Annotated in this window: 25 protein-coding genes and 1 tRNA gene; 10 read left to right on the top strand and 16 right to left on the bottom strand. The window is 64.9% G+C overall.

The window, feature by feature from the left end; translation table 11 throughout:
• Positions 1–6 precede the first annotated feature (6 nt).
• The 6 genes from ACSQ3P_RS05440 to ACSQ3P_RS05415 form a co-directional block, all read right to left on the bottom strand.
• A complete protein-coding gene (locus ACSQ3P_RS05440) occupies positions 7–738 on the bottom strand; it encodes a DUF4405 domain-containing protein (protein WP_436164568.1) in 732 nt (243 codons plus the stop codon).
• A 16-nt stretch (positions 739–754) separates the two neighbouring features.
• Complete coding sequence (locus ACSQ3P_RS05435) at positions 755–1,237, bottom strand: cytochrome P460 family protein (RefSeq protein ID WP_436164567.1); 483 nt, start codon at positions 1,235–1,237, stop codon at positions 755–757.
• 13 nt (positions 1,238–1,250) lie between these two features.
• Positions 1,251–1,721 carry a (R)-mandelonitrile lyase gene (locus ACSQ3P_RS05430; protein WP_436164566.1) on the bottom strand — a complete coding sequence of 157 codons (471 nt, stop codon included), beginning with the start codon at positions 1,719–1,721 and terminating at the stop codon, positions 1,251–1,253.
• Between the two features lie 61 nt (positions 1,722–1,782).
• Positions 1,783–2,148: a carboxymuconolactone decarboxylase family protein gene (locus ACSQ3P_RS05425; RefSeq protein WP_436165167.1), complete on the bottom strand. Its 366-nt coding sequence runs from the start codon at positions 2,146–2,148 to the stop codon at positions 1,783–1,785.
• A gap of 123 nt (positions 2,149–2,271) precedes the next feature.
• Positions 2,272–3,294: an alpha/beta hydrolase gene (locus tag ACSQ3P_RS05420; RefSeq protein ID WP_436165166.1), complete on the bottom strand. Its 1,023-nt coding sequence runs from the start codon at positions 3,292–3,294 to the stop codon at positions 2,272–2,274.
• A gap of 159 nt (positions 3,295–3,453) precedes the next feature.
• Positions 3,454–4,542 carry an alpha/beta hydrolase gene (locus ACSQ3P_RS05415; protein WP_436164565.1) on the bottom strand — a complete coding sequence of 363 codons (1,089 nt, stop codon included), beginning with the start codon at positions 4,540–4,542 and terminating at the stop codon, positions 3,454–3,456.
• A gap of 582 nt (positions 4,543–5,124) precedes the next feature.
• Between ACSQ3P_RS05415 and ACSQ3P_RS05410 the strand changes: the two genes are divergently transcribed.
• Positions 5,125–5,682 carry a dihydrofolate reductase family protein gene (locus ACSQ3P_RS05410; protein WP_436164564.1) on the top strand — a complete coding sequence of 186 codons (558 nt, stop codon included), beginning with the start codon at positions 5,125–5,127 and terminating at the stop codon, positions 5,680–5,682.
• A gap of 186 nt (positions 5,683–5,868) precedes the next feature.
• Here ACSQ3P_RS05410 and ACSQ3P_RS05405 read toward each other — a convergent pair whose 3' ends face one another.
• Positions 5,869–6,522: a TetR/AcrR family transcriptional regulator gene (locus ACSQ3P_RS05405; protein WP_436164563.1), complete on the bottom strand. Its 654-nt coding sequence runs from the start codon at positions 6,520–6,522 to the stop codon at positions 5,869–5,871.
• Positions 6,523–6,673: 151 nt separating this feature from the next.
• On the opposite strand from ACSQ3P_RS05405, the gene ACSQ3P_RS05400 reads away from it, so the two are divergent.
• On the top strand, positions 6,674–7,309 hold the full coding sequence (locus ACSQ3P_RS05400; protein ID WP_436164562.1) for an isochorismatase family protein: 636 nt from the start codon (positions 6,674–6,676) through the stop codon (positions 7,307–7,309).
• Between the two features lie 53 nt (positions 7,310–7,362).
• Here ACSQ3P_RS05400 and ACSQ3P_RS05395 read toward each other — a convergent pair whose 3' ends face one another.
• The 5 genes from ACSQ3P_RS05395 to ACSQ3P_RS05375 form a co-directional block, all read right to left on the bottom strand.
• On the bottom strand, positions 7,363–8,169 hold the full coding sequence (locus tag ACSQ3P_RS05395; protein ID WP_436164561.1) for an MBL fold metallo-hydrolase: 807 nt from the start codon (positions 8,167–8,169) through the stop codon (positions 7,363–7,365).
• Positions 8,170–8,182: 13 nt separating this feature from the next.
• Positions 8,183–9,010 carry a TatD family hydrolase gene (locus ACSQ3P_RS05390; RefSeq protein WP_436164560.1) on the bottom strand — a complete coding sequence of 276 codons (828 nt, stop codon included), beginning with the start codon at positions 9,008–9,010 and terminating at the stop codon, positions 8,183–8,185.
• Entirely contained in the window at positions 9,010–10,569 is a 1,560-nt protein-coding gene (gene metG / locus ACSQ3P_RS05385) for a methionine--tRNA ligase (protein ID WP_436164559.1), read from the bottom strand. The genes ACSQ3P_RS05390 and metG overlap by 1 nt, the downstream gene beginning before the upstream one ends.
• 22 nt (positions 10,570–10,591) lie before the next feature.
• Positions 10,592–11,662 (bottom strand): DNA polymerase III subunit delta', encoded by a 1,071-nt coding sequence (locus ACSQ3P_RS05380; protein WP_436164558.1) that lies wholly within the window; start codon positions 11,660–11,662, stop codon positions 10,592–10,594.
• A 151-nt stretch (positions 11,663–11,813) separates the two neighbouring features.
• A complete protein-coding gene (locus ACSQ3P_RS05375; protein WP_436164557.1) occupies positions 11,814–11,981 on the bottom strand; it encodes a hypothetical protein in 168 nt (55 codons plus the stop codon).
• Positions 11,982–12,171: 190 nt separating this feature from the next.
• Here ACSQ3P_RS05375 and ACSQ3P_RS05370 point away from each other — a divergent pair, with 190 nt between their 5' ends.
• From ACSQ3P_RS05370 to ACSQ3P_RS05345, 6 genes are all read left to right on the top strand, one after another.
• Positions 12,172–13,179 carry a LacI family DNA-binding transcriptional regulator gene (locus tag ACSQ3P_RS05370; protein ID WP_436164556.1) on the top strand — a complete coding sequence of 336 codons (1,008 nt, stop codon included), beginning with the start codon at positions 12,172–12,174 and terminating at the stop codon, positions 13,177–13,179.
• Positions 13,180–13,256: 77 nt separating this feature from the next.
• Positions 13,257–14,540: an extracellular solute-binding protein gene (locus ACSQ3P_RS05365; protein WP_436164555.1), complete on the top strand. Its 1,284-nt coding sequence runs from the start codon at positions 13,257–13,259 to the stop codon at positions 14,538–14,540.
• Between the two features lie 213 nt (positions 14,541–14,753).
• The gene (locus ACSQ3P_RS05360; protein ID WP_436164554.1) at positions 14,754–15,602 is read left to right on the top strand and encodes a carbohydrate ABC transporter permease; all 849 of its coding nucleotides are present in this window, start codon (positions 14,754–14,756) and stop codon (positions 15,600–15,602) included.
• Positions 15,599–16,405 (top strand): carbohydrate ABC transporter permease, encoded by an 807-nt coding sequence (locus tag ACSQ3P_RS05355; protein WP_436164553.1) that lies wholly within the window; start codon positions 15,599–15,601, stop codon positions 16,403–16,405. The genes ACSQ3P_RS05360 and ACSQ3P_RS05355 overlap by 4 nt, the downstream gene beginning before the upstream one ends.
• Positions 16,406–16,414: 9 nt before the next feature.
• Positions 16,415–17,461, top strand: a complete 1,047-nt coding sequence (locus tag ACSQ3P_RS05350; RefSeq protein WP_436164552.1) for an ABC transporter ATP-binding protein — start codon at positions 16,415–16,417, stop codon at positions 17,459–17,461.
• 7 nt (positions 17,462–17,468) lie between these two features.
• Entirely contained in the window at positions 17,469–18,764 is a 1,296-nt protein-coding gene (locus ACSQ3P_RS05345; protein ID WP_436164551.1) for an MGH1-like glycoside hydrolase domain-containing protein, read from the top strand.
• 38 nt (positions 18,765–18,802) lie between these two features.
• Here ACSQ3P_RS05345 and tmk read toward each other — a convergent pair whose 3' ends face one another.
• The 3 genes from tmk to ACSQ3P_RS05330 form a co-directional block, all read right to left on the bottom strand.
• Positions 18,803–19,438, bottom strand: coding sequence for a dTMP kinase (tmk, locus tag ACSQ3P_RS05340; protein ID WP_436164550.1), 636 nt, complete (start codon positions 19,436–19,438; stop codon positions 18,803–18,805).
• A gap of 163 nt (positions 19,439–19,601) precedes the next feature.
• Complete coding sequence (locus ACSQ3P_RS05335) at positions 19,602–20,822, bottom strand: D-alanyl-D-alanine carboxypeptidase family protein (protein ID WP_436164549.1); 1,221 nt, start codon at positions 20,820–20,822, stop codon at positions 19,602–19,604.
• 49 nt (positions 20,823–20,871) lie between these two features.
• The gene (locus ACSQ3P_RS05330) at positions 20,872–21,948 is read right to left on the bottom strand and encodes a septal ring lytic transglycosylase RlpA family protein (RefSeq protein WP_436164548.1); all 1,077 of its coding nucleotides are present in this window, start codon (positions 21,946–21,948) and stop codon (positions 20,872–20,874) included.
• A 547-nt stretch (positions 21,949–22,495) separates the two neighbouring features.
• Between ACSQ3P_RS05330 and ACSQ3P_RS05325 the strand changes: the two genes are divergently transcribed.
• Positions 22,496–22,585: transfer RNA gene (locus tag ACSQ3P_RS05325), tRNA-Ser, on the top strand.
• 216 nt (positions 22,586–22,801) lie between these two features.
• On the opposite strand, the gene ACSQ3P_RS05320 is transcribed toward ACSQ3P_RS05325, so the two are convergent.
• The gene (locus ACSQ3P_RS05320; RefSeq protein ID WP_436164547.1) at positions 22,802–23,653 is read right to left on the bottom strand and encodes a LysR family transcriptional regulator; all 852 of its coding nucleotides are present in this window, start codon (positions 23,651–23,653) and stop codon (positions 22,802–22,804) included.
• 105 nt (positions 23,654–23,758) lie between these two features.
• Here ACSQ3P_RS05320 and ACSQ3P_RS05315 point away from each other — a divergent pair, with 105 nt between their 5' ends.
• The gene (locus ACSQ3P_RS05315) at positions 23,759–24,796 is read left to right on the top strand and encodes a zinc-dependent alcohol dehydrogenase family protein (protein WP_436164546.1); all 1,038 of its coding nucleotides are present in this window, start codon (positions 23,759–23,761) and stop codon (positions 24,794–24,796) included.
• Positions 24,797–24,878 lie beyond the last annotated feature (82 nt).

The following is a 24,878-nucleotide window of genomic DNA, read 5'->3' as shown; positions in this document are numbered from 1 at the left end:
CGCCTCTCACCCCCGCCGTGCTTGAGCGGGCTCAGCGCTCGAGGTCTCACGCGGCCGGCGGTGCTTCGCGGGCAGGGCGGACTGGACCAGCCTCAGCCCGTAATAGGTGACGACCATCACCAGCCCGGCGGCTGCCATGCAGTGAAGGAAGAAGCCCGCGACCGCCTCCTCGAAATTCCACCAATCCAGCGTCATCTGCATGGAGAGTTTCCCGCCGAGCCCCAACACGGCGACGCTCCAGACGCCACAAAGCGCTATACCCAACGCGATCATGCGCAGCGCCCGCGTTCGCAGCGCGCTCGGCTTCCTGATTCCGGAGAGGTTGCGCGCCACCCCCATCAGCATCGGCCAGCGCAGGCCGAGATGGATCGCGACGACGACCAGGACCCAGTAGGCGGCGAATGTATGGATCTGCCGCACGGTGAACCCGCCCCAGGGCGGCAGGAACGGCGACAACGCGTTCGAGATCAGCACGCTCGTGACCAGCAGCGCCAGCATGGCGATGAGCAGCGCGAAGGTGACGCCGAGATTGAACAGGCTGCGTGGCTCGCGTCGCGTCCGCGGAATCCCGCCCCACCAGCGCCGGTTGAAGAGGTTGTGCGCGATCAGGAGCAGGAACATCGCCGTTCCCGCCACCTCATGGACCAGATTGCCCTGCCACCAATAGGCGAGCCCGAGCAAGAGCAGGGCGGCTGCAAGGCCATCGAGCCACAGCCGCGAGAGAAAAAGACGGCTCATCCTGCGATCTCCGCGCCTACTCGATCGGCGTGCCGTTGAAACGGGGAATGCGGGAGCCAGTGAAGAGATACTCCGCTCCCGACTGGCTGGCGTGGCAGGACTGGCAGCGAGCGGTATTCTCGCTCGTATTGATCGTCCGGTCGGGCCAGAACCACTGGAACTGCCAGTCGCCGGTGCGGCGCCGGTCATCGTAATCCGCGCCCCAATTCGGGCCCTTCTCCATCACGAAGTAGCGGAACAGCTTGCCGTCGCGATAGTCGACCAGCACGAAATGCGTGCCGGCCGGGACGGGCTTCCGGTCCTTGATCGCCGTCATGGCCTCCGGCGTCGTCATGATGTGCTCGGTGACGTTGCCACGCCGAACGGTGGTGTAGTGCACGAGCTTGTCGACATCGGGAAAGGTGGCCCTGGTCGCCTCGGCATGGACCTGCCAGCCCACCGTGAGGACGGCAGCCATCGACAGGCCTGCCACGGTGATCTGGAGCTTGGGGATGTTCATGGTCGCGTCGGTCCTATCGCCTGTACTGATCGTCGGAGACATGCTCCAGCCACTCGACTGTCTTGCCGTCGAGCGCTTCCGAGATCGCGACATGGGTCATGCCCGTCGCCGCTGAAGCGCCGTGCCAGTGCTTCACACCGGGTGGAATCCAGACGACGTCGCCCGGGCGGATCTCCTGGATGGCGCCGCCCCAGTGCTGCACCAGACCAAGGCCGGCGGTGACGATGAGCGTCTGGCCGAGCGGATGGGTGTGCCAGGCTGTCCGTGCTCCCGGCTCGAAGGTCACCGTGGCGCCGCCGACCCGCGCCGGCGGACGTCCGAAAAACCTGCCCTCGACGCGGACCGCGCCGGTGAAGTTCTGGGCGGGGCCGATGCCCGGAGCTTGAGAGCCGGCACGCTTGACGACGACTTCCTGGTTGCTCTGAGCCATGGTCGGGGCAGCCGCCAGCAGCATGGCGAGCAGTGTCAAAGCAGGCGCGAACATCATAGTCCCTTCATCTGGCAAACGCGGTCACGCGGTGCGTCGTCGAAGCACAAGCCTGGCGTCACTTCTGCTTGAAGACTTCACGTGCGACCCCGACCGCCGTGATGGCGTTCGGCCAGCCGGCATAGAAGGCGAGCTGCGTGATCGCCTCGACGATCTCCGTTTCGGTCACGCCGTTCTGCCGCGCCCGGGCGACATGCGAGCGGAGCTGGTCGGGGCGATTCAAGGCGATCAGCGCGCTGACGGTGACGAGGCTGCGGTCGCGCTGGGAAAGGCCGGGCCGCGCCCAAACGTCTCCGAACAGCACCTCGTCGGTGAGCTCGGCCAGTTTGGGGGCGATGTCGCCCATCAGTTGCTGGGCCCGGGAGGGCGGCTTGGCGGGAGCCGCGGTGGACGTGGCAGGGGACTGGCTTTGAGCGATAGCCATGGTGGAAAGTCCTCCGGAGAGAAGCAAGCCGGCTGCGGCCAGCAGAGTTCTGGTGAGCTTCTTCAAGGTGCGTGACTCCTCACGGGGAAGAACATGACCTGCCGGACAGAGCCGGGATGCAGGTCATGAGCGGCTGGAAGCAAGGGTTCGGGCGAAGAACGGCGTCAGCTTGCCCATCGCGGCGTCGACATATTTGGGAACCCAGTAGGTTTCGATATGCGTCGCACCCTCGATCTTGAACAGTTCCTTGTCCGTCGTGCCTGTGGCCCTGGGAAACGCATCCTCGGTCATGTACAGGCTGTCGGCCTTGCTGCCGGCGATCATCAGCAGCGGCTGGTCGATCAGCTCGATCTGGTCGGCGGCATCCCAGCGCATCAGGTCGAGCAGGCTGCTCATCGTGTACTTGAAGGTCGAGTTGGGATGAGCGTGCTTCTTCCAGTAGTACTCGTAACCCTGCCGGTACATTTCGAAGGGCAGCTTGGCGATCTGCTCGTCCGTCAGGTTGGCGTCGCCGGCATAGAGGATCTCGCCGCCGGCCATTTCCTGGGCGCGTGCCTTTGAAACCTGCTCCAGGCGTTCCTGGATGGTACCCAGCTGCGAATCCGCGAAGCCATTGCGACGAACCCGTCCGGAATTGAACATGCTCAGCGTCGCGATCGTCTTGAAGCGCTTGTCGGCTTTCGCCGCGGAGAGCGCGTAGCCGCCGCCTCCGCAGATACCGAGCAGACCAAGACGCTCCGTATCGACGCCGGCGTAGCGGGTGATGAAGTCGGCCGCGCCGTGGATATCCTCGATGCGGAACTGGGGCTTGTCCACGCTGCGCGGCTGGCCGCCACTACCGCCCTGATAGGCCGCATCCATCGTAATCGTGATGTAACCCTGCTCCGCCAGGCGCTGCGCATAGAGGCCCGCGACCTGTTCCTTCACCCCGCCATTCGGGTGCGCCACGACGATGGCGGGATACTTCTGCTTCGCATCGTAGTTCGCCGGGATGTAGACGTTGGCGACGATGTCCAGCCCGTTGAGCTTGTATGTGACCGGGTGGATATTGACCTTGCCCGGCTCATTCTTCGTGATCGCGCCGCCATAGACCAAGCCAAACGGATTTTGCTTGGAGTCGGCCGCGACAAGGGCGGGATTGGCCATTGCTGAAACTCCTAGAACTACACCTGAGAGAACAAGCGCAGAGGTTCCGAGGAACTCGCGCCGCTTTTGGTTGACGACGTCGTTGGTCATTTCGACCTCCAATCCTTGACCCGTTATGGAGCGCAATGCCCGCGTAGCGCCGACCCTCGCGCAGACGGTTCAGTCGAGCTTCTTCTCGGCAAGGAACTTCGAGACCTGATCCGCGATCGCGATATTGTTCAGGTCCGACATCAGGAAGTGCGTATTGCCCTTGATGCCGATCTCGGGGAGATGCACGAGGCGCGCGTCACCGCCATGCTTGTTGACGGCGGCGACCCAGAGCTTGGCCATGGCGAGCCGCACCCGCCAATTGTCCTGCCCGCGCTCCGTGGTCGGTTCGACCGGAAAATTGTCGCCATAATAGATGACGATCGGGATGCGGGTGAGCTTCTGGAAATCCGCCTGCGGCACCGCTTCGGGCGCCAGCGTGCCCGCTGCGCTCGGCATAGCCGGGGGCAGTTCGCCCTCCGGGAAGATGAAGCCGCTGCCCGGCTCGAAGGCGACGATCGCTTTGACGTTAGGATTCTTGATCGCGGTCAGCCAGCCCGGACCGCCGCCCTGCGAGTGGGTGAACAGGATCGCCGGACCGGTCTTGACGAACAGCGCCGCCATCGCGTTGGAAATGACGCCGGCATCGTATGCTCCGGTGTTCGGCGTGACCGAGCGGAAGAACTGGTCCAGCGTCTCAGGCTTTCGGTCGAACTGGACGTTGTCGAAGTAGTTCGGCCATTTGCCGAGCCGGAACTGATCGAAGAACAGCTGGTCGTAGGGGGTAGGTTCGATCGTCGTCGCGACGGTGCTGTTACCGGCGCGCCCGCGGCGCGGCTGATCGACCAGATAGACCGGGAAACCGCGACGCAGGAAGAGGGTCTGGAAGCCTTCGCGCCCGTCCGAGGTCGTCTCCCAGCTCCGCGCCGACTGGAAGGCGCCGTGCAGCATGACGATGGGTGGCGCCTTGGGGCTCTGCGGAACCTGATAGAAGGCGTAGAGATGGTCGCCGTGCAGGCTTTGCCCTTCGGCCGTGGGCTTGTTGTTATCGTAGGTTCCGGGGGTCTTCACCACCGCGCCGCCCACCGTGAAGCTGCCTTGTTCCTGAATGACGAGCGGCTCTGCCCTGTTCGTCTGCTGCGCGAGCACCGGCGCCAAGGCCAATAGGGCGGCGCCCAGCTGCAATGCCAGTGCAGAGAATAATCCGTTGATTGAAGGCATCAGCCCCTCGTTTGCTGCGTCAGCTCACGAGGAACCTAATGTGCCTCCCAATGTTCGATTAGACATCTTGATCGAATAGGACAGATTAGCTCTTCTAATGAATTGCGGGCCGAGCCAAATTGCCGACTGCCGTAGGAAGGTCGGCTCTGATCTCAGCCTGTACGATGATCATGTCGGCCAAATGCGTATCCTGCCCAACCGGCGGGAGATCCCGGGGGTGGAGGAGGGGGAGGCGAAATCCGAGTTTCAATGCGCAGCTGATCGTGGGGATTGGCACAGCTGACGGCCCCGAGGTCCAAGGCGTTCAGGCTTGGTTTGCCGGCCACCTCCAGCACTATGGTCTTCGCTCCCTTCGCCACACAACCCCGGCAGAGGCGGTGAGATTTGCGTTTTTCGCCGCCACGCGGAGGGGGCTCCAGCTAGCGGATTGATCGGGCTGGAATCTAGTTTGGATGCTGTCCGTGCCGAATGTCCGCTCCCCGGAAAGCAGCCAACGGGGAAGTTCGGGCCATTGCGGAAGTTCAACATCAACCACGAGCAATTGGCCTACGTGTTCTCCATTGAATGGCTTAGACTCGCCGCATGGGACTATTGACCTTCAGCATCAACGTCACCCTGGACGGCTGCGTCGACCACCAGGAGGGAATTGCCGACGACGAGACGCACGCCTTCTTCACACGCCTTATGGACGAGGGCGGGGCGATGCTGTGGGGTCGCGTCACCTACGAGATGATGGAGAGCTACTGGCCGGCAGTCGCCGGCGGCGACGAGGAGGCGCCGCCGGCGATACGCGAGTGGGCGGTCAAGCTGGAGGCCAAGCCGAAGTACGTGGTGTCGTCGACGCGAAAAGCCTTCCCGTGGACCAACAGCCACCACATCGCCGGCGACCTGCGCACGGGCGTGCAAAGGCTCAAGGACGCGACCCCGGCCGGCGTGCTCCTGGGTAGCGGCAAGCTCGCGACCGAGCTGGACCGGCTGGATCTGATCGACGAGTACAATCTCCTCGTCCACCCCAGGATCGCCGGCCACGGCCCAACCCTCTACCAGAGCGGGCTGCCCAGCACGCGACGGCTCGAGCTGATCTCGGCCACGCCGCTCCGCAGCGGCGCCGTCGCCATGCATTACCGGCGCGCCCGCTAAACTGCGGGGGAGTGTGACATTCCTAGTTTGCCACGGTGCAATATTCCAACTTTGCGCCTGCTGATATGATTCGCATAAGACATATTATGGAACTTAAATTGATCCCGAAGCCTGGATCACTCAGTCTTCGTTGCGATGGGCTCTCGCTTTGTAAGATCGCTTTGCCAATGGCTTGTAGGCAGTCTCTCACCGACTTTCTTCATTGGTGACCGGCCTGGCGAACATGATGTCTCCCGCTGCGCCGTCGATGATGTGCGGCAGCATGGCTTTCCAGGATTCGATCATCTCACGATAGTAGCCGGGCTCCGGGCGCAGCACGGTCTGCACGCCCATGCCGCGCATCAGGCAGACGGTCAGATTGAGGATGATGCGCGCCTGGCGCGGCGCGCGGCGCTGCGGATCGCAGAAGGCCAGCCAGATCTCGTCCAGCGCGTCGTGGAAGCGCTTCACCACCGGGATCATGCGCTCGCGCAGGCTTGCATCGTTGCGCGCCTCGGTGATCATCTCCAGCGACAGGTAGAAGAAGCGGCCGGAAAACAGCCGCCACAGGAATTCGACGAAATCGCCGAGCGAGACCTTGCCGTCCTGCAATTCACCGGCGACCGCCTTGATCTGCCTGGTGCCGTCCTCGAGCAAGGCCTCCATCGCGGCGAGCACGATGTCGGCCCGCATTGGAAAGTGATGCAGCAGCGCGCCGCGCGAGACGCTGGCGCGCACCGCGATCTCCTGCGTGGTCGCGGCGTGGTAGCCGACCTCGAAAACCTCGTCGAGCGTGGCCTGGATCAGCCTTTCCCGCGTCAGGACGCTGCGCAATTGCTGTTGTCTCGACGATTTTTCCATGACGCCATCCGACTGCAATGACCGGCCACGCATTATGCGCTGGATGGCAGGATAGCGGGTTTTGTTAAAAAAACAATCTTGCTTGCTTTTTTATAGCGATAGAAGATGGCGCGCGAACACCAGTCCTATCCCCACATGATGGAGCCAGATGATGTCGGATGACTATGCAAATCGCAGCTATGGCGAGATTCCCGTCGGCTTCGGCAAGAAGCCTGGTATCGTCGTCGTCGATTTCCAGCTCGGCTTCACCGACCCGCAATACCCGCTCGGCGGCGCGCCCCTGGTGATGCGGGCGCTCGAGAACACCGAGCGGCTGCTCAAGGTCGCGCGGCGCTACAATGTGCCCGTCGCAGTCTGCAACACGGCCTATCTGAACGAGCGCGAGATGCCCTATTGGAAGATCACGGCGGTGCGCGAGACCTTCCGCCACGACCACCCCAGTGCCGCGCTCGATCCGCGAATCCATGATCCGGCCTATGACCTGACGGTGTGCAAGAAAGGCCCGTCGATCTTCTTCAACACCGGCGTCAGCGACTATTTCACCAAGGAGCGCGTCGACACAGTCATCGTCACCGGCTGCAACACCAGCGGCTGCATCCGCGCGACCTCGATCGACAGCTTCAGCTACCGCTATCGCACCATCGTGCCGGAGGATTGCGTCGGCGATATCGAGGAGCAGCCGCACAAGGACAATCTGCGCGACCTCGGCCGCCGCTATGTCGACGTATCGGATCTCGCAACCGTGCTGGCGCAGATCGAGGACTGGCATCGGCAGAACGCCGATTAGAGTATTTTCGAGCGAAGTGGACACCGGTTCGCTTGAAAACGTTTTAAAGCGCCCTACCCGGTCTTCGACGTGATCGTCATGCCGTCGAAGGCCACCTCGATCCCCTCAGGCAAGCGCCGGGACAGGACCGCATAGTCGAGATCGCTATGCAGATTGGTCAGGATCGTGCGGCGCGGCTTGAGTTCAGCGATCGCTGCCAGCGACTGCTCCAGATTGAAATGGCTCGGATGCGGTGTCTCGCGCAGGCAATCGAGGATCAGGATGTCGAGACCGGCCATCGCAGCCTTGGCCTGCGCCGGCAGGACGCTGACATCCGGGAGATAGGCCAGATCGCCGAAACGGAAGCCGAGCGATTCATAGCCCGGACCATGCTCGACGGCGAAAGGCAGCGCCTCCAGGGGCTTCCCGGCTCCCTCTATCGTCAAGGGACTGCCGACCCGCATCGGCTTCAGGTCCAGGATCGGCGGATAGGTGCTGCCGGGCGGCGTCTCGAAGATATAGCCGAAGCGGAGGGCAAGCGTCGCGGATGTGCGCTCGTCAGCGTAGACCGGCAGCCTGCGGCGCATATGCATGACCAGCGCGCGCATGTCGTCGATGCCGTGGGTGTGGTCGGCATGGTCATGCGTGACCAGCACCGCATCGAGATGCATCACGCCGGCGTCGATCAGTTGCTCGCGCAGGTCGGGCGAGGTGTCGACGATCAGGCTGGTCGTTCCGTTCGGACCGACGCTTTCGACCAGGATCGAGCAGCGCCGCCGCCGGTTCTTCGGCTCAGCGGGATCGCAGGCCCCCCAGCCGGAGCCGGGGCGCGGCACGCCGCCAGACGAGCCGCAGCCGAGGATGGTGACCGTCAGCGCCATGCGAAGCGATGTCTCATGGGTTTTGGGCCTCTGGGCGTTGGGCCAAGGGTGGGAGCAAGGGTGCGGCGTGGTCCATCTTCCAGTAGCAACGGCGCGCATTGGCCGTGGTCAGGGCCGCGATCTCGTCGAAGCCGACACCGATCGCTTCACCCAGAACTTTAGCTGTTTCAACAACGTAGGACGGTTCGTTGCGCTTGCCTCTGAACGGGACGGGCGCGAGATAAGGTGCATCCGTCTCGACCAGGAGGCGGTCGCTCGGCACGAGGCGCGCAATCCGGCGCAGCTCCTCCGAGGTCTTGAAGGTCAGGATTCCGGAGAAGGACACGTAAAGCCCCATCTCGACCCCGGCCAGCGCGAGCGCCTCGCCTGCCGTGAAGCAATGCAGGATGGCGGGGAAGGCGCCCTTCCCCATCTCCTCACGCAGGATCGCGATCATGTCGTCATCGGCCTGACGAGCGTGGATGACGAGCGGCAGCTGCGTCATGCGCGCAGCGGCGATATGGGTGCGCAAGCCCTGAGCTTGCGCCTCGCGCGGGCTCTTATCGTAGTGATAGTCGAGCCCGGCCTCGCCGATGGCGACACAGCGCGGATGGCGCGACAGCTCAACCAGCTGCTCGGCCGTGACATCGAGCTCCTCATGCGCGCCATGGGGATGCGTGCCGACGCTGCACCAGACCGAGGGGAAGCGTTCGGCGATTGCCGCATAGGTTGGAAAGCGCGCCACGCGGGTCGAGATCGTGACCATGCGGCCGACGCCGGCGGCTTCGGCCCGCGCGACGAAGGCGTCGAGTTCCTCAGTGAAATCGGGGAAATCGAGATGGCAATGCGTATCGATCAGCATCAGGCGCCCTCGCCGGCCTCCGGCTCGATATAGCGCGGGAAGATGCCGCTCGGCGCCGGAAGCGAGATTCCCGCAGTCAGGCGGCCCGCTTCGCCCAGCGCAGCGAAGCTGCGGGCTCCAGGCGCGACGCCCAGCAGATCGAGCAGTTTGGCGCAGGCTTCAGGCATCACCGGTTGCACCAGGATCGCGACCTGCCGCAGCACCTCGGCTGTGACATAGAGCACGGTGTCGCGGCGCGCGGGATCGCTCTTGGTCAATCGCCAGGGCTCGTTCGCGGCGAAATAGCGGTTCGCCTCGGCAACCACGGCCCAGAGTTCGGCCAGCAGGCTATGCAGGGCAAAATCCTGCATGGCGTCACGGGCCTTGGCGAGCGCGCCGTCGGCGAGCGCGAGCATGGCGTCATCACCCTCGGTCAGCGCGCCGCATTCAGGCACCCTGCCCTCGCAGTTCTTGGCGATCATCGAGAGCGAGCGCTGCGCCAGATTGCCGAGATCATTGGCAAGGTCTGCGTTGATGCGACCGACGATCGCCTCATGGCTGTAATTGCCGTCCTGGCCGAAGGAGACCTCGCGCAGGAAGAAATAGCGCAGCTGGTCGACGCCATAGGCGTCCGTCAATTCGAACGGGTCGACGACATTGCCCAGCGACTTCGACATCTTCTCGCCCTTGGAGAGCAGGAAGCCGTGGCCGAAGACGCGCTTGGGCAAAGGCAGCCCGGCCGACATCAGGAAGGCTGGCCAGTAAACGGTGTGGAAGCGGACGATATCCTTGCCGATGATGTGGACGTCGGCCGGCCAGTAATGCGCGCGCGGATCGGCCGGATCGGGAAAGCCCGTCCCGGTGAGGTAGTTGTTCAGCGCATCGACCCAGACATACATCACATGCTTCGGGTCGCCCGGCACGGGCAGGCCCCAGTCGAAGGTCGTCCGGCTGATCGAGAGATCCTCCAGTCCGCTTTTCACGAAGGAGACGATCTCGTTGCGGCGCGTCGGCGGCGAGATGAAGTCGGGCACCGTCTCATAGAGGCTCAAGAGCCGGTCCTGATAGGATTTCAGGCGGAAGAAATAGCTCTCTTCCTCGACCCATTCGACCGGCGTGCCCTGCCCGCCCAGACGCGTGCCGTCGGCCAGGAGCGTCGTCTCCTCCTCCCCATAGAAGGCCTCGTCGCGAATCGAATACCAGCCGGCATATTTCGACAGGTAGATGTCGCCATTGGCCTCCATCCGCCGCCATAATTCCTGCGTGGAGGGCAGATGGTCTGCGTCGGTGGTGCGGATGAAGCGGTCGAAGGAGCAGCCGAGCCGCTGCTCCATCTGCTTGAAGCGTTCCGCGATCTGGTCGACGTAAGCCTTTGGAGCAAGGCCATTTTGTGCCGCGGTGCGCTGCACCTTCTGGCCATGCTCGTCGGTGCCGGTCATGGCGAAGACGTCGTAGCCGTCGAGCCGCTTGAAGCGCGCGATCGCGTCCGACGCCACCATCTCATAGGCGTGGCCGATATGGGGGGGACCATTCGTGTAGTGAATGGCGGTCGTCAGATAGAATTTGGGCGCCGTGGCCATAGTCCGGTCCGAAGGGTTCGCTTCACGCTGCGCGCGAGCGGGCAACCGCATCCGACAGATCATGAAACATCGTCATCACGAGAGGGCGGCGATCGAGGTTATAGGTGTCCACCTCTCGGGCCGCGCGTCCCAGCTTTTCCCATACCTCCGCCAGCGGTGCAAGGCGCGCCGGGCTGGCTGCGGCATGGGCATGGAGATGGTCGCCAAGCCAGCTCTGGATGGTGTCGATCATCACCGCGAAGTCGCCTTCGCCCGCCTTGCCGGCGACGTCCTCGGCAAGCGCCAGCAAAGCCGTGAGGTCGATGCCCGGAAGCGCGTCAAGCCGGGCCCGCACGGCCTCGACCAGTGCCAGCGTCTCGGGATCGACATAGGTGAGCGCGCGGCGCACCGAGCCGTCGCTGAAGCTGGCGGCGCGCAACAGGGCCGATTCGTCGAAGGGATCGCCCATTCGTTCCAGTGCGATCCGGCCAGCTTGCGCGATAGCCGCCTCATCCAGAGCCTCGAAGGTCAGGAGCCGGCAGCGCGAGCGGATCGTCGGCAGCATGCGGCCGGGCGCGTGCGCCACGATCAGGAAGAGCGCGCGCGGCGGCGGTTCCTCCAGCAGCTTCAGCAAGGCATTGGCGGCCGAGCGGTCCATGTCCTCGGCGGAATCGACGATGGCGACGCGCCAGCCGCCCTCGGCCGCGCTGGAACCGAAGCGGTCGAGCACACGGCGAACCGAATCGACCGGGATATTGCTGGTGTAGCCCTTGCCATCGGGCTTCTGCGTCCGGCGCAGCACGTGCAGATCGGGATGCGACTGCGCCATGATGCGCCGGCTGGCTGGATCCTCTTCCGCCATGGCGAGCGAGGCGGCATCGGCCGCACGCCGGGCCGGGTCGCCGGCTGCCAGCATGAAACGCGCGGCGCGATAGGCGAAGCTCGCCTTGCCGATACCTTCCGGCCCGCCAAGCAGCCAGGCATGGTGCATCCGGCCCGAGCGCAACGCTTCGAGAAAGTCCAGCTCCTGCGTGCCATGCCCGACGAGCGCCAGCGTCTCGCGCGGGTGCGGGGCATTCGGCAGCCGGTCGGGTTCGTCGCTCGTCGCGCGCATCAGGCGTCCTGTGGCAATGGTAGGCGTTGGTGGAGCACAATCCTGACCACGACGGCAAGCGTTTCCGGCACGGTGGAAACGTCAACCACCGCGATCGATGCGCCCAATGCGAGGAATGGTGGCCTCAGGCTGACGGAGCCCGAGAGGACTGTCACGACGCCTCATCGGGCGGGCGGACCATGAAGTCGAAATCGCAGCCTTGATCGGCCTGCGGCACGACGTGCTGGAACAGGCGGGCATAGCCGCGCTTGGACATTGTGGGCGCAGGCGAGGTCTTCAGCAGGGATTTGCGGCGCTCGAATTCGCCGTCATCGATCAATGGATCGATGCGTCGCAGGGATCATGGGCCAGCCAGTGACTGGAGAGCGGTCGCCGACCGCGTCGCCGAACGGCTCCGCAGCTTCAAATAGCCCTCCCACAGCTCTTCCAAAACGTTTCGGATAACATTATCCTACCTCGCAGGCTGAGATCGGGATCCGTCGCTCTCAACCGAGAGACAGAGGCGACCGATGAGTTCGTTGCGCGAATTGGCGCGGATGCTGGGTTTGTCGATCACGACCGTGTCACGGGCGCTCGACGGCTATGGCGACGTCGCGGTCGCCACGCGCGAGCGCGTTCTCGCCGCCGCCGAGACGACCGGCTACCGACCCAATTCCGCGGCCAGGCGGCTGCGGCGCGGACTGACCGAGATCGTCACCATGGTGCTCCCGGCCGAGCCCGGCCATTTCAACGAACCGCTCTATATCGAGTTGCTGAGATCGACCGGCGAACGGCTCGCCCAACAAGGCTACGATCTGACGCTGATCGCCGCCCTGCCCGGCCCTGACGAACTCAAGACCTATCGCCGCCTCATCGAAGGCCGACGCACCGACGCGATCATCGTCGTCCGGACCCGACGCGAGGATGCACGCCTGCGCTATCTCACCGATATCGGCTTCCCCTTCGTCGCGATGGGGCGCAGCGATTTCGCCGAGCCCTATGCCTATGTCGACGGTGACGGCGAAGCCGCCTTCCACGATGCCGCATTACGATTGACCGGTCTCGGCCATCGCAGGATCGGCCATCTCGCCGCGCCGTCCGCCTTCACCTTCGCGCATCTGCGCCGCAGCGGTTTCGCCCGCGCCATGCGCGATGCGGGACTTCCCGGCGAGATCGTCGAGGACAGCGCGACCGAGGCCGGCGGCTATCGCGCGGCAGGCGTCATGCTGGCGCAGGCGGAGCCGCCGAGCGCCCTGCTCTGCGCCACAGACAGCATGGCGCTGGGCGCGATGCGCGCCGTGCGCGAGCGGGGCCTCGTGGCCGGGCGCGACATTGCGATCATCGGCCACGACAACATCCCTGCAGCCGCCTTCTCCGACCCGGCGCTCGCGACCATGGAATTGCCGATCGCCGCGACGGGCCGCCGCCTCGCCGAAATGGCGCTGGCGCGCATTGGCGGCGCCGATCCGCGCGACATGACCGAGATAAACCCCGTCGAGTTCATCCCACGCGCATCCCTCGGGGAGGCGCGTGGCTGACCCATCACGGAAGGCGCGGGCCTCTCGCAGCCGCCGCTTCCGACACCAATCAAAGCAAGCGAGCCAGGGAGGAAGCCATGAAGACACTCAACCAGCTGGCGATCGCCGCCATGACGGCGGGAGCCATTCTCGCCGCGCCGGCCGCGAAGGCGCAGGATCTCGTTTTTCTGTCGACGCAGTTGCGCCCGATCGACGAGGCGCAGAAGGTGCGCGAGGTGCTGCTCAAGGGCGCACCGAAAACCACCTATGTCGTTGAAGAGCCGCCACAATTCGCCGTACGCATGAAGGCGGAGCAGGCCGCCGGCAAGCGCACGATCAGCCTGATGGGTGCCTTGCATGGCGAATTGCAGCCTTTGGCGCCGACGGCCTCGCTCGACGCCATCGACGATGTCGCGGCCAAGCTCAGCGCGAGCGGCATACCCGCCGGTTTGATGGAACTCGGCAAGCTCGGGACGTCCACGCAGCAATACATCCCCTGGATGCAGGCGACCTATGTCCTCGTCGTCAGGAAGGAGGCTTTGCCCTTCCTCCCGGCGGGCGCCGACGTCAACGCCTTGACCTATGAGCAGCTGGCGGCCTGGGGCAAGGCAATCCAGGACAAGACCGGGCAGCGCCGCATCGGCTTTCCCGCCGGCCCCAAAGGCCTGTTCGCCCGTTTCATCCAGGGCAATCTCGTGCCCTCCTATACCGGCTCGATGGTGACCGAGTTCCGCTCGGCCGCCGCCGAGAAGGGCTGGACCGAGTTCAAGGCGCTCTGGGCGACGGTCAATCCCAACGCCAACAACTATAATTTCATGCAGGAGCCCTTGATGGCGGGCGAGGTCTGGATCGCCTGGGACCATATCGCCCGCGTCAAGGATGCGCTGACCGCCGAGCCCGACAAATATCTCGTCGTGCCGCCGCCGGCCGGCAGCCAGGGCCGCGCCTATATGCCGGTCGTCGCCGGCCTCGCCATCGCCAAGGATGCGCCGAACCGGGCCCAGGCCGCGGCCGTGATCGAGCATCTGCTCAAGCCGGCGACGCAGATCGCCACCGCCATGGAGGTCGGCTTCTTCCCGGTCATCAACACGCCGCTTCCGGCCGATCTGCCTGCCGGCGTCAAGCTGCTGGCTGACGGCATCGCCAAGACGCAAGGCGCGAAGGACGCGATCGTCGCCCTGCTGCCGGTTGGGCTCGGCGACAAGGGCGGCGAGTTCAACAAGGTCTATTTCGACACCTTCCAGCGCATCGTGCTGCGGGGCGAACCGGTCCGCGCGGTGCTCGATTCCCAGGCCGAAACCTTGCGCGCGCTGATGATCCAGACCGCAGCGCCCTGCTGGGCCCCGGACAAGCCGAGCCAGGGCGCCTGCCCGGTGACGTGAAAGCGCACACCAGACCGCGCGACAGTCTCATTAAACGCGCCGTCATCCCGGACGTAGCGCAGCGGAGATCCGGGATCCATCGTAGAGCCGATTCCTTGATTCAAGAATCCGCCCTTCGATGGATCCCGGGTCAAGCCCGGGATGATGGCGTGTTCCCTGGCCAAGATAACGTGGTCGGGAAAGCAAGACCCTGAACATCAAAGGCCCACGCCAATGCCCCAGCCGCGCTGGCTGCCCTATCTGCTGATTGCGCCCTCGGTCGCCTTCCTCGCGGCCTTCTTCCTGGTGCCGCTCGGCCAGACCATCCTGCTTTCCTTCGATGGCGGGCAAGGGCTCTCGCTCGCCAACTACGCCCGCATGGCCGGCGATCTCAATTTCCCGACGGCGCTGCGCAACACCTTCGCGCTCGTCATCGTGGTGATCCCGCTGCAGGTGGCGCTGGCGCTGGTCATGGGCCTGATGCTGCAGAAGATGACGCGCGGGCGCGAGCTCGTGCTCTGGATCTGGACGATCCCGCTCGGCGTCTCCGATCTCGCGGCAGGCCTCGTCTGGCTCGCGATCCTGCAGGATTCCGGCTATCTCAATACGCTGCTGTTCCAATTCGGCCTGATCAGCGGGCCGACCGCCTATCTCAACAGCGAGACTCCCATCGCCTTGTTCTTCGCCGTCGTGCTGGCGGAGGTCTGGCGCGCGACCGCCATCGTCCTGATCATCCTCGTCGCCGGCATCCAGCTCATTCCGAAGGAGTTCGGCGAGGCGGCCGACATCTTCGGCGCGAGCCCCTGGACCAAATTCCGCAAGATCACGCTGCCCTTGCTGAAACCCAGCCTGCAATCGGCGCTGATCCTGCGCACGGTTCTGGCCTTCGAGGTCTTCGCGGTCGTCTATGCGCTCGGTGGGCGCAATTTCCCGATCATCGTCGGCGAAGCCTACACCTGGCAGAACGAGAACCAGAATTACGGCGTCGCCGCAGCCTATGCCGTGCTGGTGATGGCGATCTCGCTGGCAGCGACAGTGATCTACCTCAAGGCGCTGCGCGTCGATCCGGAGGCGCAAGCATGAGCGCGCCCCGCAAATGGCTCTACATCACCGGTGTTCTGGTGCTCTGCGCCTGGGTTCTGGTGCCGATCTACCTGATCGGGCTCGGCGCGATGGGCGGGCGGATGGCCGTGTTCAAATGGCCGAAATCGCTCGCTCCCACAGAGGCTTCCTTCGCCGCGCTTGCAGCCTTCCTGAAGATCGAGGGCGTCTGGAACGCGGCGCTGAATTCGCTCATCGCCGCCTCGCTCACCATGCTGTTCTCGATCCTGCTCGGGGCACCGGCGGGCTATGCGCTGGCGCGCTTCAGCTTCCGCGGCCAGAGCGCCTTCCGCCTGCTGGTGCTGCTGACGCGGGCTTTCCCGCTCGCGATCCTGGCCCTGCCGCTGACCGTCATCTTCATCAAAGTGGGGCTCTACGACACGCCGCTGGGCGTCTCGCTGATCCATACCGCGCTGGCGCTGCCCTTCGCCGCCCTGGTGACCTCCTCGCTCTTCATGGGCATCCCGCGCGAATATGAGGAGGCGGCCTGGGTTTTCGGCTGCACGCGCTTGCAGGCCTTCCGCAAGGTGGTGCTGCCGCTCGCTCTGCCGGGCATCGCGGCAGCGGCGATCTTCGCCTTCGTGATCTCCTGGAACGAGGTCTTCGCCGCCTCGGTGCTGACCGTGCGCGAGCGCACGCTGACGGCCTATCTGCTCGCGGTCCTGTCCGAATCGCCGCTGCATTACCGCTTCGCCGGCGGTTTCATCCTCATCGTCCCTTCGGTGCTCTTCATCTTCGCGGTCAGGAAGTACCTGTTCGCGATGTGGGGCGTTTCGAGCAAATAGGAGGCGCCCATGGCCGGCATCCTGATCGACAAGGTCGCCAAGCAGTTCGGCAACACTGTGGCCCTGCAGGAAATCTCGCTTTCCGTCGCGGACGGCGAATTCGTCGCCCTGCTCGGCCCTTCCGGCTGCGGCAAGACCACGCTGCTGCGCATCATCGCGGGGCTCGAGGTGCAGAGCTCCGGCAAGGTCGTGATCGGCGAGCGCGACGTCTCGGCGCTCAAACCATCCGAGCGCGGGCTTGCCATGGTGTTCCAGAACTATGCCATCTTCCCGCATATGACGGTGTTCGAGAACGTCGCCTTCGGCCTGCGCATGAAGGGCGCGGGTCAAGCCCGCGTCGAGGCGCAGGTGCGCAAGGCCGCCGCCCTGCTGCATATCGAGGAGTATCTCGAACGCTACCCGGCCAAGCTCTCGGGCGGGCAGCGTCAGCGCGTCGCCGTGGCGCGCGCGCTCGCCGTCGAGCCCGCCGTGCTGCTGATGGACGAACCGCTCTCCAATCTCGACGCCCTGCTCAGGCTCGAGATGCGCGCGGAACTGCGCAGCGTGCTGCGCGAGGCCGGCACGACGACGATCTATGTCACCCATGACCAGACCGAGGCCATGGGGCTCGCCGACCGCATCGCCGTGATGCATGGCGGCCATATCGTCCAGATCGACACGCCGACCAATGTCTATTCGAAGCCGGCGACCCGTTTCGTCGGCGGCTTCGTCGGTTCGCCGCCGATGAACTTCGTCAACACCACCGCCACCGCCGGCAGTGCCCGGCTCGGTGGCATCACGCTGGCGTCTCCCGTCGATGGGCCGATCATCCTCGGCTTCCGCGGTGAGGACGCCCGATTGACGGATGCCGCCAGCGGATTGCCGTTCAAGGTCAAGGTCGCGGAGCCGATGGGCTCGCATCTGCTGCTCACCGGGCATGTCGGCGATGACCTCGCCCGCATCGTCGCCCCATCGAGCACGCGGATCGATGCCGGCGCGATGCTGGGCCTGGCGCTCGACCCCACCCGCATCATCTGGATCGACCCGCAAACCGGTCGCACCCATCCTGGAGCCTGAGCCTGTGTTGTCGACAACCTCTCCGACCGATCGCGATGACGCGGCGCGCGCCGTGCTGCGCCGCAATGACCGTGGCGGCTTCACCGTCCCCAATGGCCGGGTCTACCCCTTTCAGTGGAACTGGGATTCCGCCTTCGTCGCGCTGGGCTTCGCGACCTTCGATCTCGACCGCGCCTGGCGCGAGCTGGAAACCTTGTTCGAAGGCCAGTGGGAGGACGGCATGGTGCCGCATATCGTCTTCCGCGCCCCGGCCGAGGGCTATTACCCCGGCCCCGAGGCCTGGGGCATCCAGCGCCAGCCGCTGACCTCCGGCATCTCCCAGCCGCCCGTGGCGGCGACCGCCGCGCGCGTGCTGCACGATCTCTCCGCCGGCGATGCAGCGCGGATCAGGGCCTTGTTCCCCAAACTCTTCGCCTCGCATCGCTGGTGGCACGAGATCCGTGACCCGGACGGCACCGGCCTCGTCACCATGGTTCACCCCTGGGAATCAGGTCGGGACAATTCGCCTGATTGGGACGAGCCGCTGAGCCATGTCGTCCCCAGCGTCGATGTTGCGCATCTGCGCAAGGATCTCGGTCATGTCGACGCCACACAGCGCCCGACCCATGATTTCTACAACCGCGTCATGACCCTGGTCGAGGAGGCCAAGGCACTGGCCTGGGACGGGGTGTCGGTCGCCCGCACCCTCTCCTTCCGGGTCTGCGATCTCGGCATCCAGTCGATCCTGCTGCGCGCCGATCGCGATCTGCTCAAACTCGCGGTCGAACTCGGCTTCTCGACTGAGGCGACAGCCCTGCGCGATTGGATCGCGCGCAGCGAGACAGCAATGCAGCGCCTGAAGGGCGCCGACGGGCTCTATCGCTCGCTCGACCTGCGCAGCGGCCGCCTGAGCGAGGCTGTCACCTGCGCTGCTTTCCTGCCGCTCTATGCCCGAACCGCCAGCCGGGAGGACGCGCTGGCCCTCAAAGAGTACCTTGCAGCGACGCGGGCCGTGGCCGGCTTCTCCGTCGCCAGCACCGACCCACGCGACAGGCGTTTTGATGCCACGCGCTATTGGCGCGGGCCGGTCTGGCTGATGATGAACCGGATGATCGCCGACGGCCTGTCCGGTTACGGCTTGACCGAGGAGGCCGCTACGCTCCGACAGGACAGCGGCGAGCTCGTCCGACGCAATGGCTTCTGGGAGTATTTCGACCCGCGCAACGGTGCCGGTTGCGGGGGGCCGGATTTTTCCTGGACCGCGGCGATGTGGCTGTCCTGGAGCGGATCGCCAAGCGCCGCACAGGCGCTGACCGCGCTTTGATTCGGATTATGAAGGAAGCCAGCCAAACCGCTTTGTTATCAGGCGATTCTCTCAGCCAGAATTTCGCTGACGTGGCTCAAAGCCTCCCGTTCCACGAGCTCGGGCGGCCGATCGGCATCGACGACCTTGTATGGGGCAGGCAGTTTCGCCGCCTGATCCAGGAATGATTGGCGAACGCGGCGATGGAAGGCCAGGTCGAGCGCCTCGAACCGGCCTTCGTCGATTTGCGACTGCTGCAATCGCGCCCGGCTCCGCGCCAGGGCGATTTCGGGGTCGAGATCGAGCACCAGCGTCAGGTCGGGCCAGAGATTCTCGATGGCCAGGCGGTGAAGATCGAGGATCAGCGCTTCTGAGAGCCCCCGCCCCGCGCCTTGATAGGCAATCGCCGAGCCGACGAAGCGGTCGCAGAGCACGATCTTGCCGGCCTGGAGCGCGGGCAGGATGACCTGGTCGATATGCTGCCGCCGGCTGGCGTTCATCAGCAGCAATTCGGCGGTGGGCGTCCAATCATAGGCGTTGCTGGCCAGCAGGATCTTGCGCAAGGCGGCGCCGGCCTCCGTGCCGCCCGGCTCATGGGTGGCCAGCACCTCGTGCCCGGCGTCCCGCAATGCGGCGGACAAGGAACGCGCCAGCCCCGACTTGCCGCTGCCGTCGACGCCTTCGAGAGCGATCATGAAACCGCGAGACTGCTTGTGCCGAGACTGCTTGTGCATTGCTCTCAAAACCAGTTTGCCGCGGTGCCGCACGGATGCCGGAGACTGCATACGAGATTCGAGGGCGGTCGATAACGCAACCTTACAGGCGTGATGACATATCCCGGCTTCGGTTGTGCGTCGTTCAACCTCGCTTCAAGACCTTGCGCACCCAGCCGGTGGCGAGCTCCATCACCGCATCGAGCGCGCGGCGCTGCAACGTCCCGGGTTCGACGGTCTCGGCAGCGTAGAGCGGGATTTCGAGCGTTTTGACGTCGCCGCGCGTGACGAGCAGGCGCCCGACCTCCGTTCCCTCCTGAACCGGCGCGACCAGCGGCCCACGATAGACGATCCGCGCGTTGAGGCGTTCGCCCGCGCCGCGCGGCAGGAGCAGGCTGACCGGCCCTTTCGCCTTCAGCGCGACACGCCCCTTCGCGCCGCCGAAGACACTGGCCTCGCCGACGGTCTCGCCCTCCCCGAAGATCTTGCGTGCCTCGAAGGCGCGAAAGCCCCATTCCAGCAGCTTGCGCGCTTCCTGCGCCCGGTCGCGCCCGGTCTTCAGGCCGTTGACCACGACGATCAGGCGTTGACCGTTCTGGACCGCCGAGCCGACAAGGCCGAAGCCCGCTTCGTCGATATTGCCGGTCTTCAAGCCATCCGCGCCGATCTCCATCGCCAGCAAGGGGTTGCGGTTCTGCTGCTTGATCTTGTTCCAGGTGAATTCGCGCTGGCCGAAGATCTTGTAGAGCTCGGGATAGGTCTTGATGATGTGGTCGGAGAGCCTGGCCAGTTCGCGGGCCGTGACCTTCTGCTCCGGGTCGCCCATGCCGGTCGCATTGCGGAAGACGGATTTCGTCAGGCCGAGCGCACGCACGCGCTCCGTCATCACCCGGGCGAAGGTGGGCTCATCACCGGCGATGGCCTCGGCCAGGGCGATCGCGGCGTCATTGCCGGACTGGACGATGAGCCCCTGCAGGATATCCGAGAGCTTCACCCGGCTGTTCAGGATCGCAAACATCGTCGAGCCGCCGGAGACACCCCCGCCCTTGCGCCAGGCGTTCTCGGAAATGCCGATCTCGCTATCGAGGGTGAGACGGCCCTGCGTGATCTCCTGGAAGGCGACGAGCGCCGTCGCGATCTTGGCGAGGCTGGCCGGGACCATCAGCTCGTCGGCGGCCTTCTCGTAGAGCACCGTGCCGCTGGCTGAGTCGAGCAGGACGGCGTAAGTCGCCTGCGATTGGAAATTCTGAGCCTGCAGGCCCGTTCCGGCGAGCGATAGGACCAGGCCCAGAAACACAACGACGCCCAGCCGCAAGGCGGCAGAGCGTCGATCAGATCCGTCGCTGCTGGTAACAGGCGCGCTCATGCTCCGATCTGAAGCAGAGGCGGGCTCGGGCGGTCAAGCCCGAACGGCTTCAATTGCGCGATAGCGGCTGCAAACTCTGGGGCGAGAGATCGCGCACCAGCGGATGTGCATTCGAGAAGCGCTGGGTCGGGCTGCGCTCGGGCGCAGCGAACAGGCTTGCGACATTGGTGCGCACGGGCGGCAGTGGCGTCGCCCGCGGCTGCATGACGACCGGCTTGCCGGCATTGGCGATGGTGTCGAGATCGAAGGGGCGGTTGGGCGGCAGCGGCGCGCCACGGACCGGAACGCCCACGCTGGCGGAACTTGCACTGGCCGAGCTCGTGGAAGCCGTCGAGACCATGCTGGCAGCGACCGGGGTGCTCGGCGCGATGGTGCGGACCGGTTCGGCATAGGCCTGCGCGACCGGCTGCGAAATGGCGGGCCGGACCGGCTCGACCGGTACTTCGTCGAGATTGGCGCTGGCGTAGCGGCCGGCCGCCGTCGGGGCGGTGCTTGCGACCATGGTCGGGGCGCTGGTGCCCGGGATCGCGGCCGGCTGTCCGTCCGTGCGCAAGGTCGCCAGAAGCAGCTTGTCGTCGGAGCCGGCGAGCGAGGCCTGGCCGAGATATTCGAGCTTGATGCGGGCGGTGCCGAGATGGCGGAAGGCCAGCGCCTCGGCGGTCTTCTGCGAGACGTCCATCAGGCGGTTGCCGTGATAAGGACCGCGATCATTGACGCGTACGATGATCGAGCGGTTGTTCAGAACGTTGGTGACGCGGGCATAGGCCGGCAGCGGCATGGTCGGATGCGCGGCGCTGATGCCGTTGCGGTCATAGACCTCGCCATTGGCGGTGCGGCGGCCATGGAAGGCCTCGCCGTACCAGGAGGCGGTGCCGACCGCCGTGTAGCCGACCGGTTTCTCATAAGGCGTGTAGCGCTTGCCGGCGACCGAATACGTCTTGCCGATCAATTGGCGCCCGCCACCCTTGGGCACTTCCTCGCCCTCCGCGACGACGCGCGGGCTGGCCGGGCCGTATTTGGATTGGGGGAACGCACCGATTTCCTTGGAGCGGCCGCGCTGGGCGACCTGATTGCCTGCGCAATTGGCGACGAAAAGCCCGGCAAGCGCGACGCAACCAATGCGCATGACGCGCGTTGTCAGAGTGTGACTGCTGAGGCCGCCTGGCTCGGACGCGTCGGAGGACGATTCCGGGACCGATGAGCATGCGCCTCGCGTCATTCCGCCGTTCCGCTTTCTGCGCCGAAAACTCAAAAGGCCGGCCAGCCGCATCAGCGGCGAAACCGAAGTTTTCGGACAATCCGATTAAGAGTTCGTTAAGCGGAGGATCGCGGATCGCGACACCGTTAACGACATCCTGTGTGCCCTTGAGCGGGCACAAAGGTGTCGGAAATGCGGCACGTGTCAACCTGGGACGGGGATAAGGAGCGATTTTCGGCGCGCGTGGCAGCCGTGCAACGTAGTCGCCTAGGCGGGGCATGCGGGCTTCCTCCCCGATCTCGGCCAGCGACCAGAGCCAACCCATGCGAGACCGATCGTCCTGCCATTGCAGGGGTTTTTCGGTTTTTGCCGGAGTTTTCCGCCACCCCAGGAAAAGGCAGATATGGCGCAAGCTTCGCCCGCGCGATAAGCGGGCTTGCCAAAACGCCATGCGCCCGGCAATGACAAGCGCACCGGAAGGGTGGCCGAGTGGTTTAAGGCAGCGGTCTTGAAAACCGCCGTGGGTGCAAGCCCACCGTGGGTTCGAATCCCACCCCTTCCGCCAGCCCACCGATTCTGCGCCATGGCGCGATATACTGCGCGATTGCTACTCGATCGCCGTGTGCCTTCAGCCGCGCAGCGCCGCCGGCCAGGAATTCCACGAGGTCCAAGACGAGACCGGAGCTTTCCTGCTCCCGCCAAAAAATATGCACGTTCAAATTCGGGAGCCCCTCGATCGGGACATAGACGATGCCCTCGTGCCTCTCTCCTAGAACATGCGTTAGTTCGCAAGCCTTTCGATGATCACATCGAGCAGTGCGCGCAGCCGGGGCAGACGTTTCAGATCGCGGTGATATCCCACCCACGTATCGCGACCTGGTGGCGGGTGCCCCAGGTCGATACGGTCGACCCCGACAAGCGCGTCGCCAAGCGGGCGCGGCAGCACTGCGACACCAACTCCCTGGGTGCACATTTGCGCCTGCACATCGCGATTGTTGCTGCGGGAGACGATGTGGGCATTGGGCAAGATGCGCTTCAGCCAAACCGCGTCAGGCATCCCGCCGAAGGCCGTATCCATCGAGATCAGCGCGGTGCCGGCTCCGTCTCCTGCCCGCGGCGGCTCCAAGCCCGTCTTTAGATAGACCCCGTAGGGGATATGCATCAGCCGGCGGGAGATCACCTCCGGCTCGTCGAAGGGCTGGATCCGGAACACCATATCAGCCTCGCGCCGTGGCAGGCTGTAGAACCGAGCGTCTGTAAGCAGCTCGACGATGACACGGGGCTGCAATCGCGAAAACTCGGCTAAAACTGGTGCCAGCAAATGAACGCCGAACCAGTCCGACGACGAGAGCCGGAGCATACCATCGAGCTGCTGCTCCCTGCCGGCGAGCTTCCGCTGAAGTGCTAGCGCCTCTTCCTCCATCTGTTCGGCATGAGACAGAACCGCCGTCCCCTCGTCCGTCAACACGAAGCCATCGCCCGTCCGTTGGAATAGGGTCGCACCGAGCGCCTGTTCGAGCGCCCGCAGTCGCCGGCCCATCGTCGGCTGGCTCTGCCCCAGTTTGCGCGCCGCAGCGCCGAGCGTCCCCTCCCGCGCGACGGCCAGAAAGATACGCAGATCGCTCCACTCCATGCACTGCTCTCTCATTCAATTTCGAATGAGCTACGTGCACTATTGTCGATTTCCAAACAAGGTGGATGAGCCGATGTTCTGAGGACGAACAGGAAAGGACATCTCATGACTTCGACGAAATCAATGATGGCAGCGGTTCTCGACACCCATGGCGCAGCGTTTCGGATCGCGCCAATTGCTCGGCCGGAACCTCGATCTGGTCAGGTCCTGCTCCAGATCAAAGCCAGTGCCGTCAACCCGCTCGACACCAAAATCCATGCCGGCGAGGCGGCTCATGCACGTCAGCCATTGCCCGCGATTTTGGGTATCGACCTCGCCGGCGTCGTCGAGGCGGTGGGCCCGGGGGTCACAGCATTTCGGCGGGGCGATGAAGTATATGGAATGACCGGCGGCGTCGCAGGTTTGCAAGGCTCGCTTGCAGAATTTGCCGCTGTGGACGTCGATCTGCTAGCGCCGAAGCCCGTCAACCTGAGCATGCGCGAGGCTGCCTCGCTCCCCTTGATCGTCATTACCGCCTGGGAAGGGCTCATCGATCGCGCCTCCGTCAAGGCTGGACAGCAGGTACTGGTCCATGGCGGTGCGGGTGGAGTCGGTCACATCGCAGTCCAACTGGCCCGGGCCCTTGGAGCCGACGTCTTCGCGACGGGTTCGGCGCAGGACCAGGCCTTCATCAGGCAACTCGGAGCGACGCCGATCGACTATGGTGAGGCCTCGGTCGAAGACTACGTCGCCGCGTACACGCAAGGGCGCGGCTTCGATGTCATCTACGATACAGTCGGGGGCGCAACTCTCGATGCCTCGTTCAAGGCCATACGACGCTTTGGCCACGTCGTCAGCTGTCTTGGCTGGGGAACGCATGCGCTGGGGCCGCTTTCCTTCCGCGCAGCCACCTATTCGGGCGTTTTCACACTGCTGCCAATGCTGACCGGCGAGGGGCGCGCGCATCACGGAGAGATCCTGCGCGAGGCCGCTGTTCTGGCCGAGGCCGGCAAGATCGCACCCCGCCTCGACCCGCGGCGCTTTACGCTCGACACCGCCTGCGACGCTTACAGAGCACTCAAGGCAGGCAGGGCCGAGGGAAAGCTTGTCGTCGAAATAAGCGCTGCTCCCAGCGTCCGCGAGACGTCACCGACCTCGGCGTGACTCTGGAAACCATCTCGCCGAGCCTGATCTCAAAAGTCGATCAGCCTCGGCGCAGGCCCTCCTCCGTGAATTCCGACCGCAG

Origin of the sequence: Allobosea sp. LjRoot9 (assembly GCF_964252745.1) — a bacterium.
Lineage (GTDB): Bacteria > Pseudomonadota > Alphaproteobacteria > Rhizobiales > Beijerinckiaceae > Allobosea.
The sequence above is the reverse complement of the archived record's forward strand: the minus strand, read 5'-3'. Positions and strand labels throughout refer to the sequence as shown.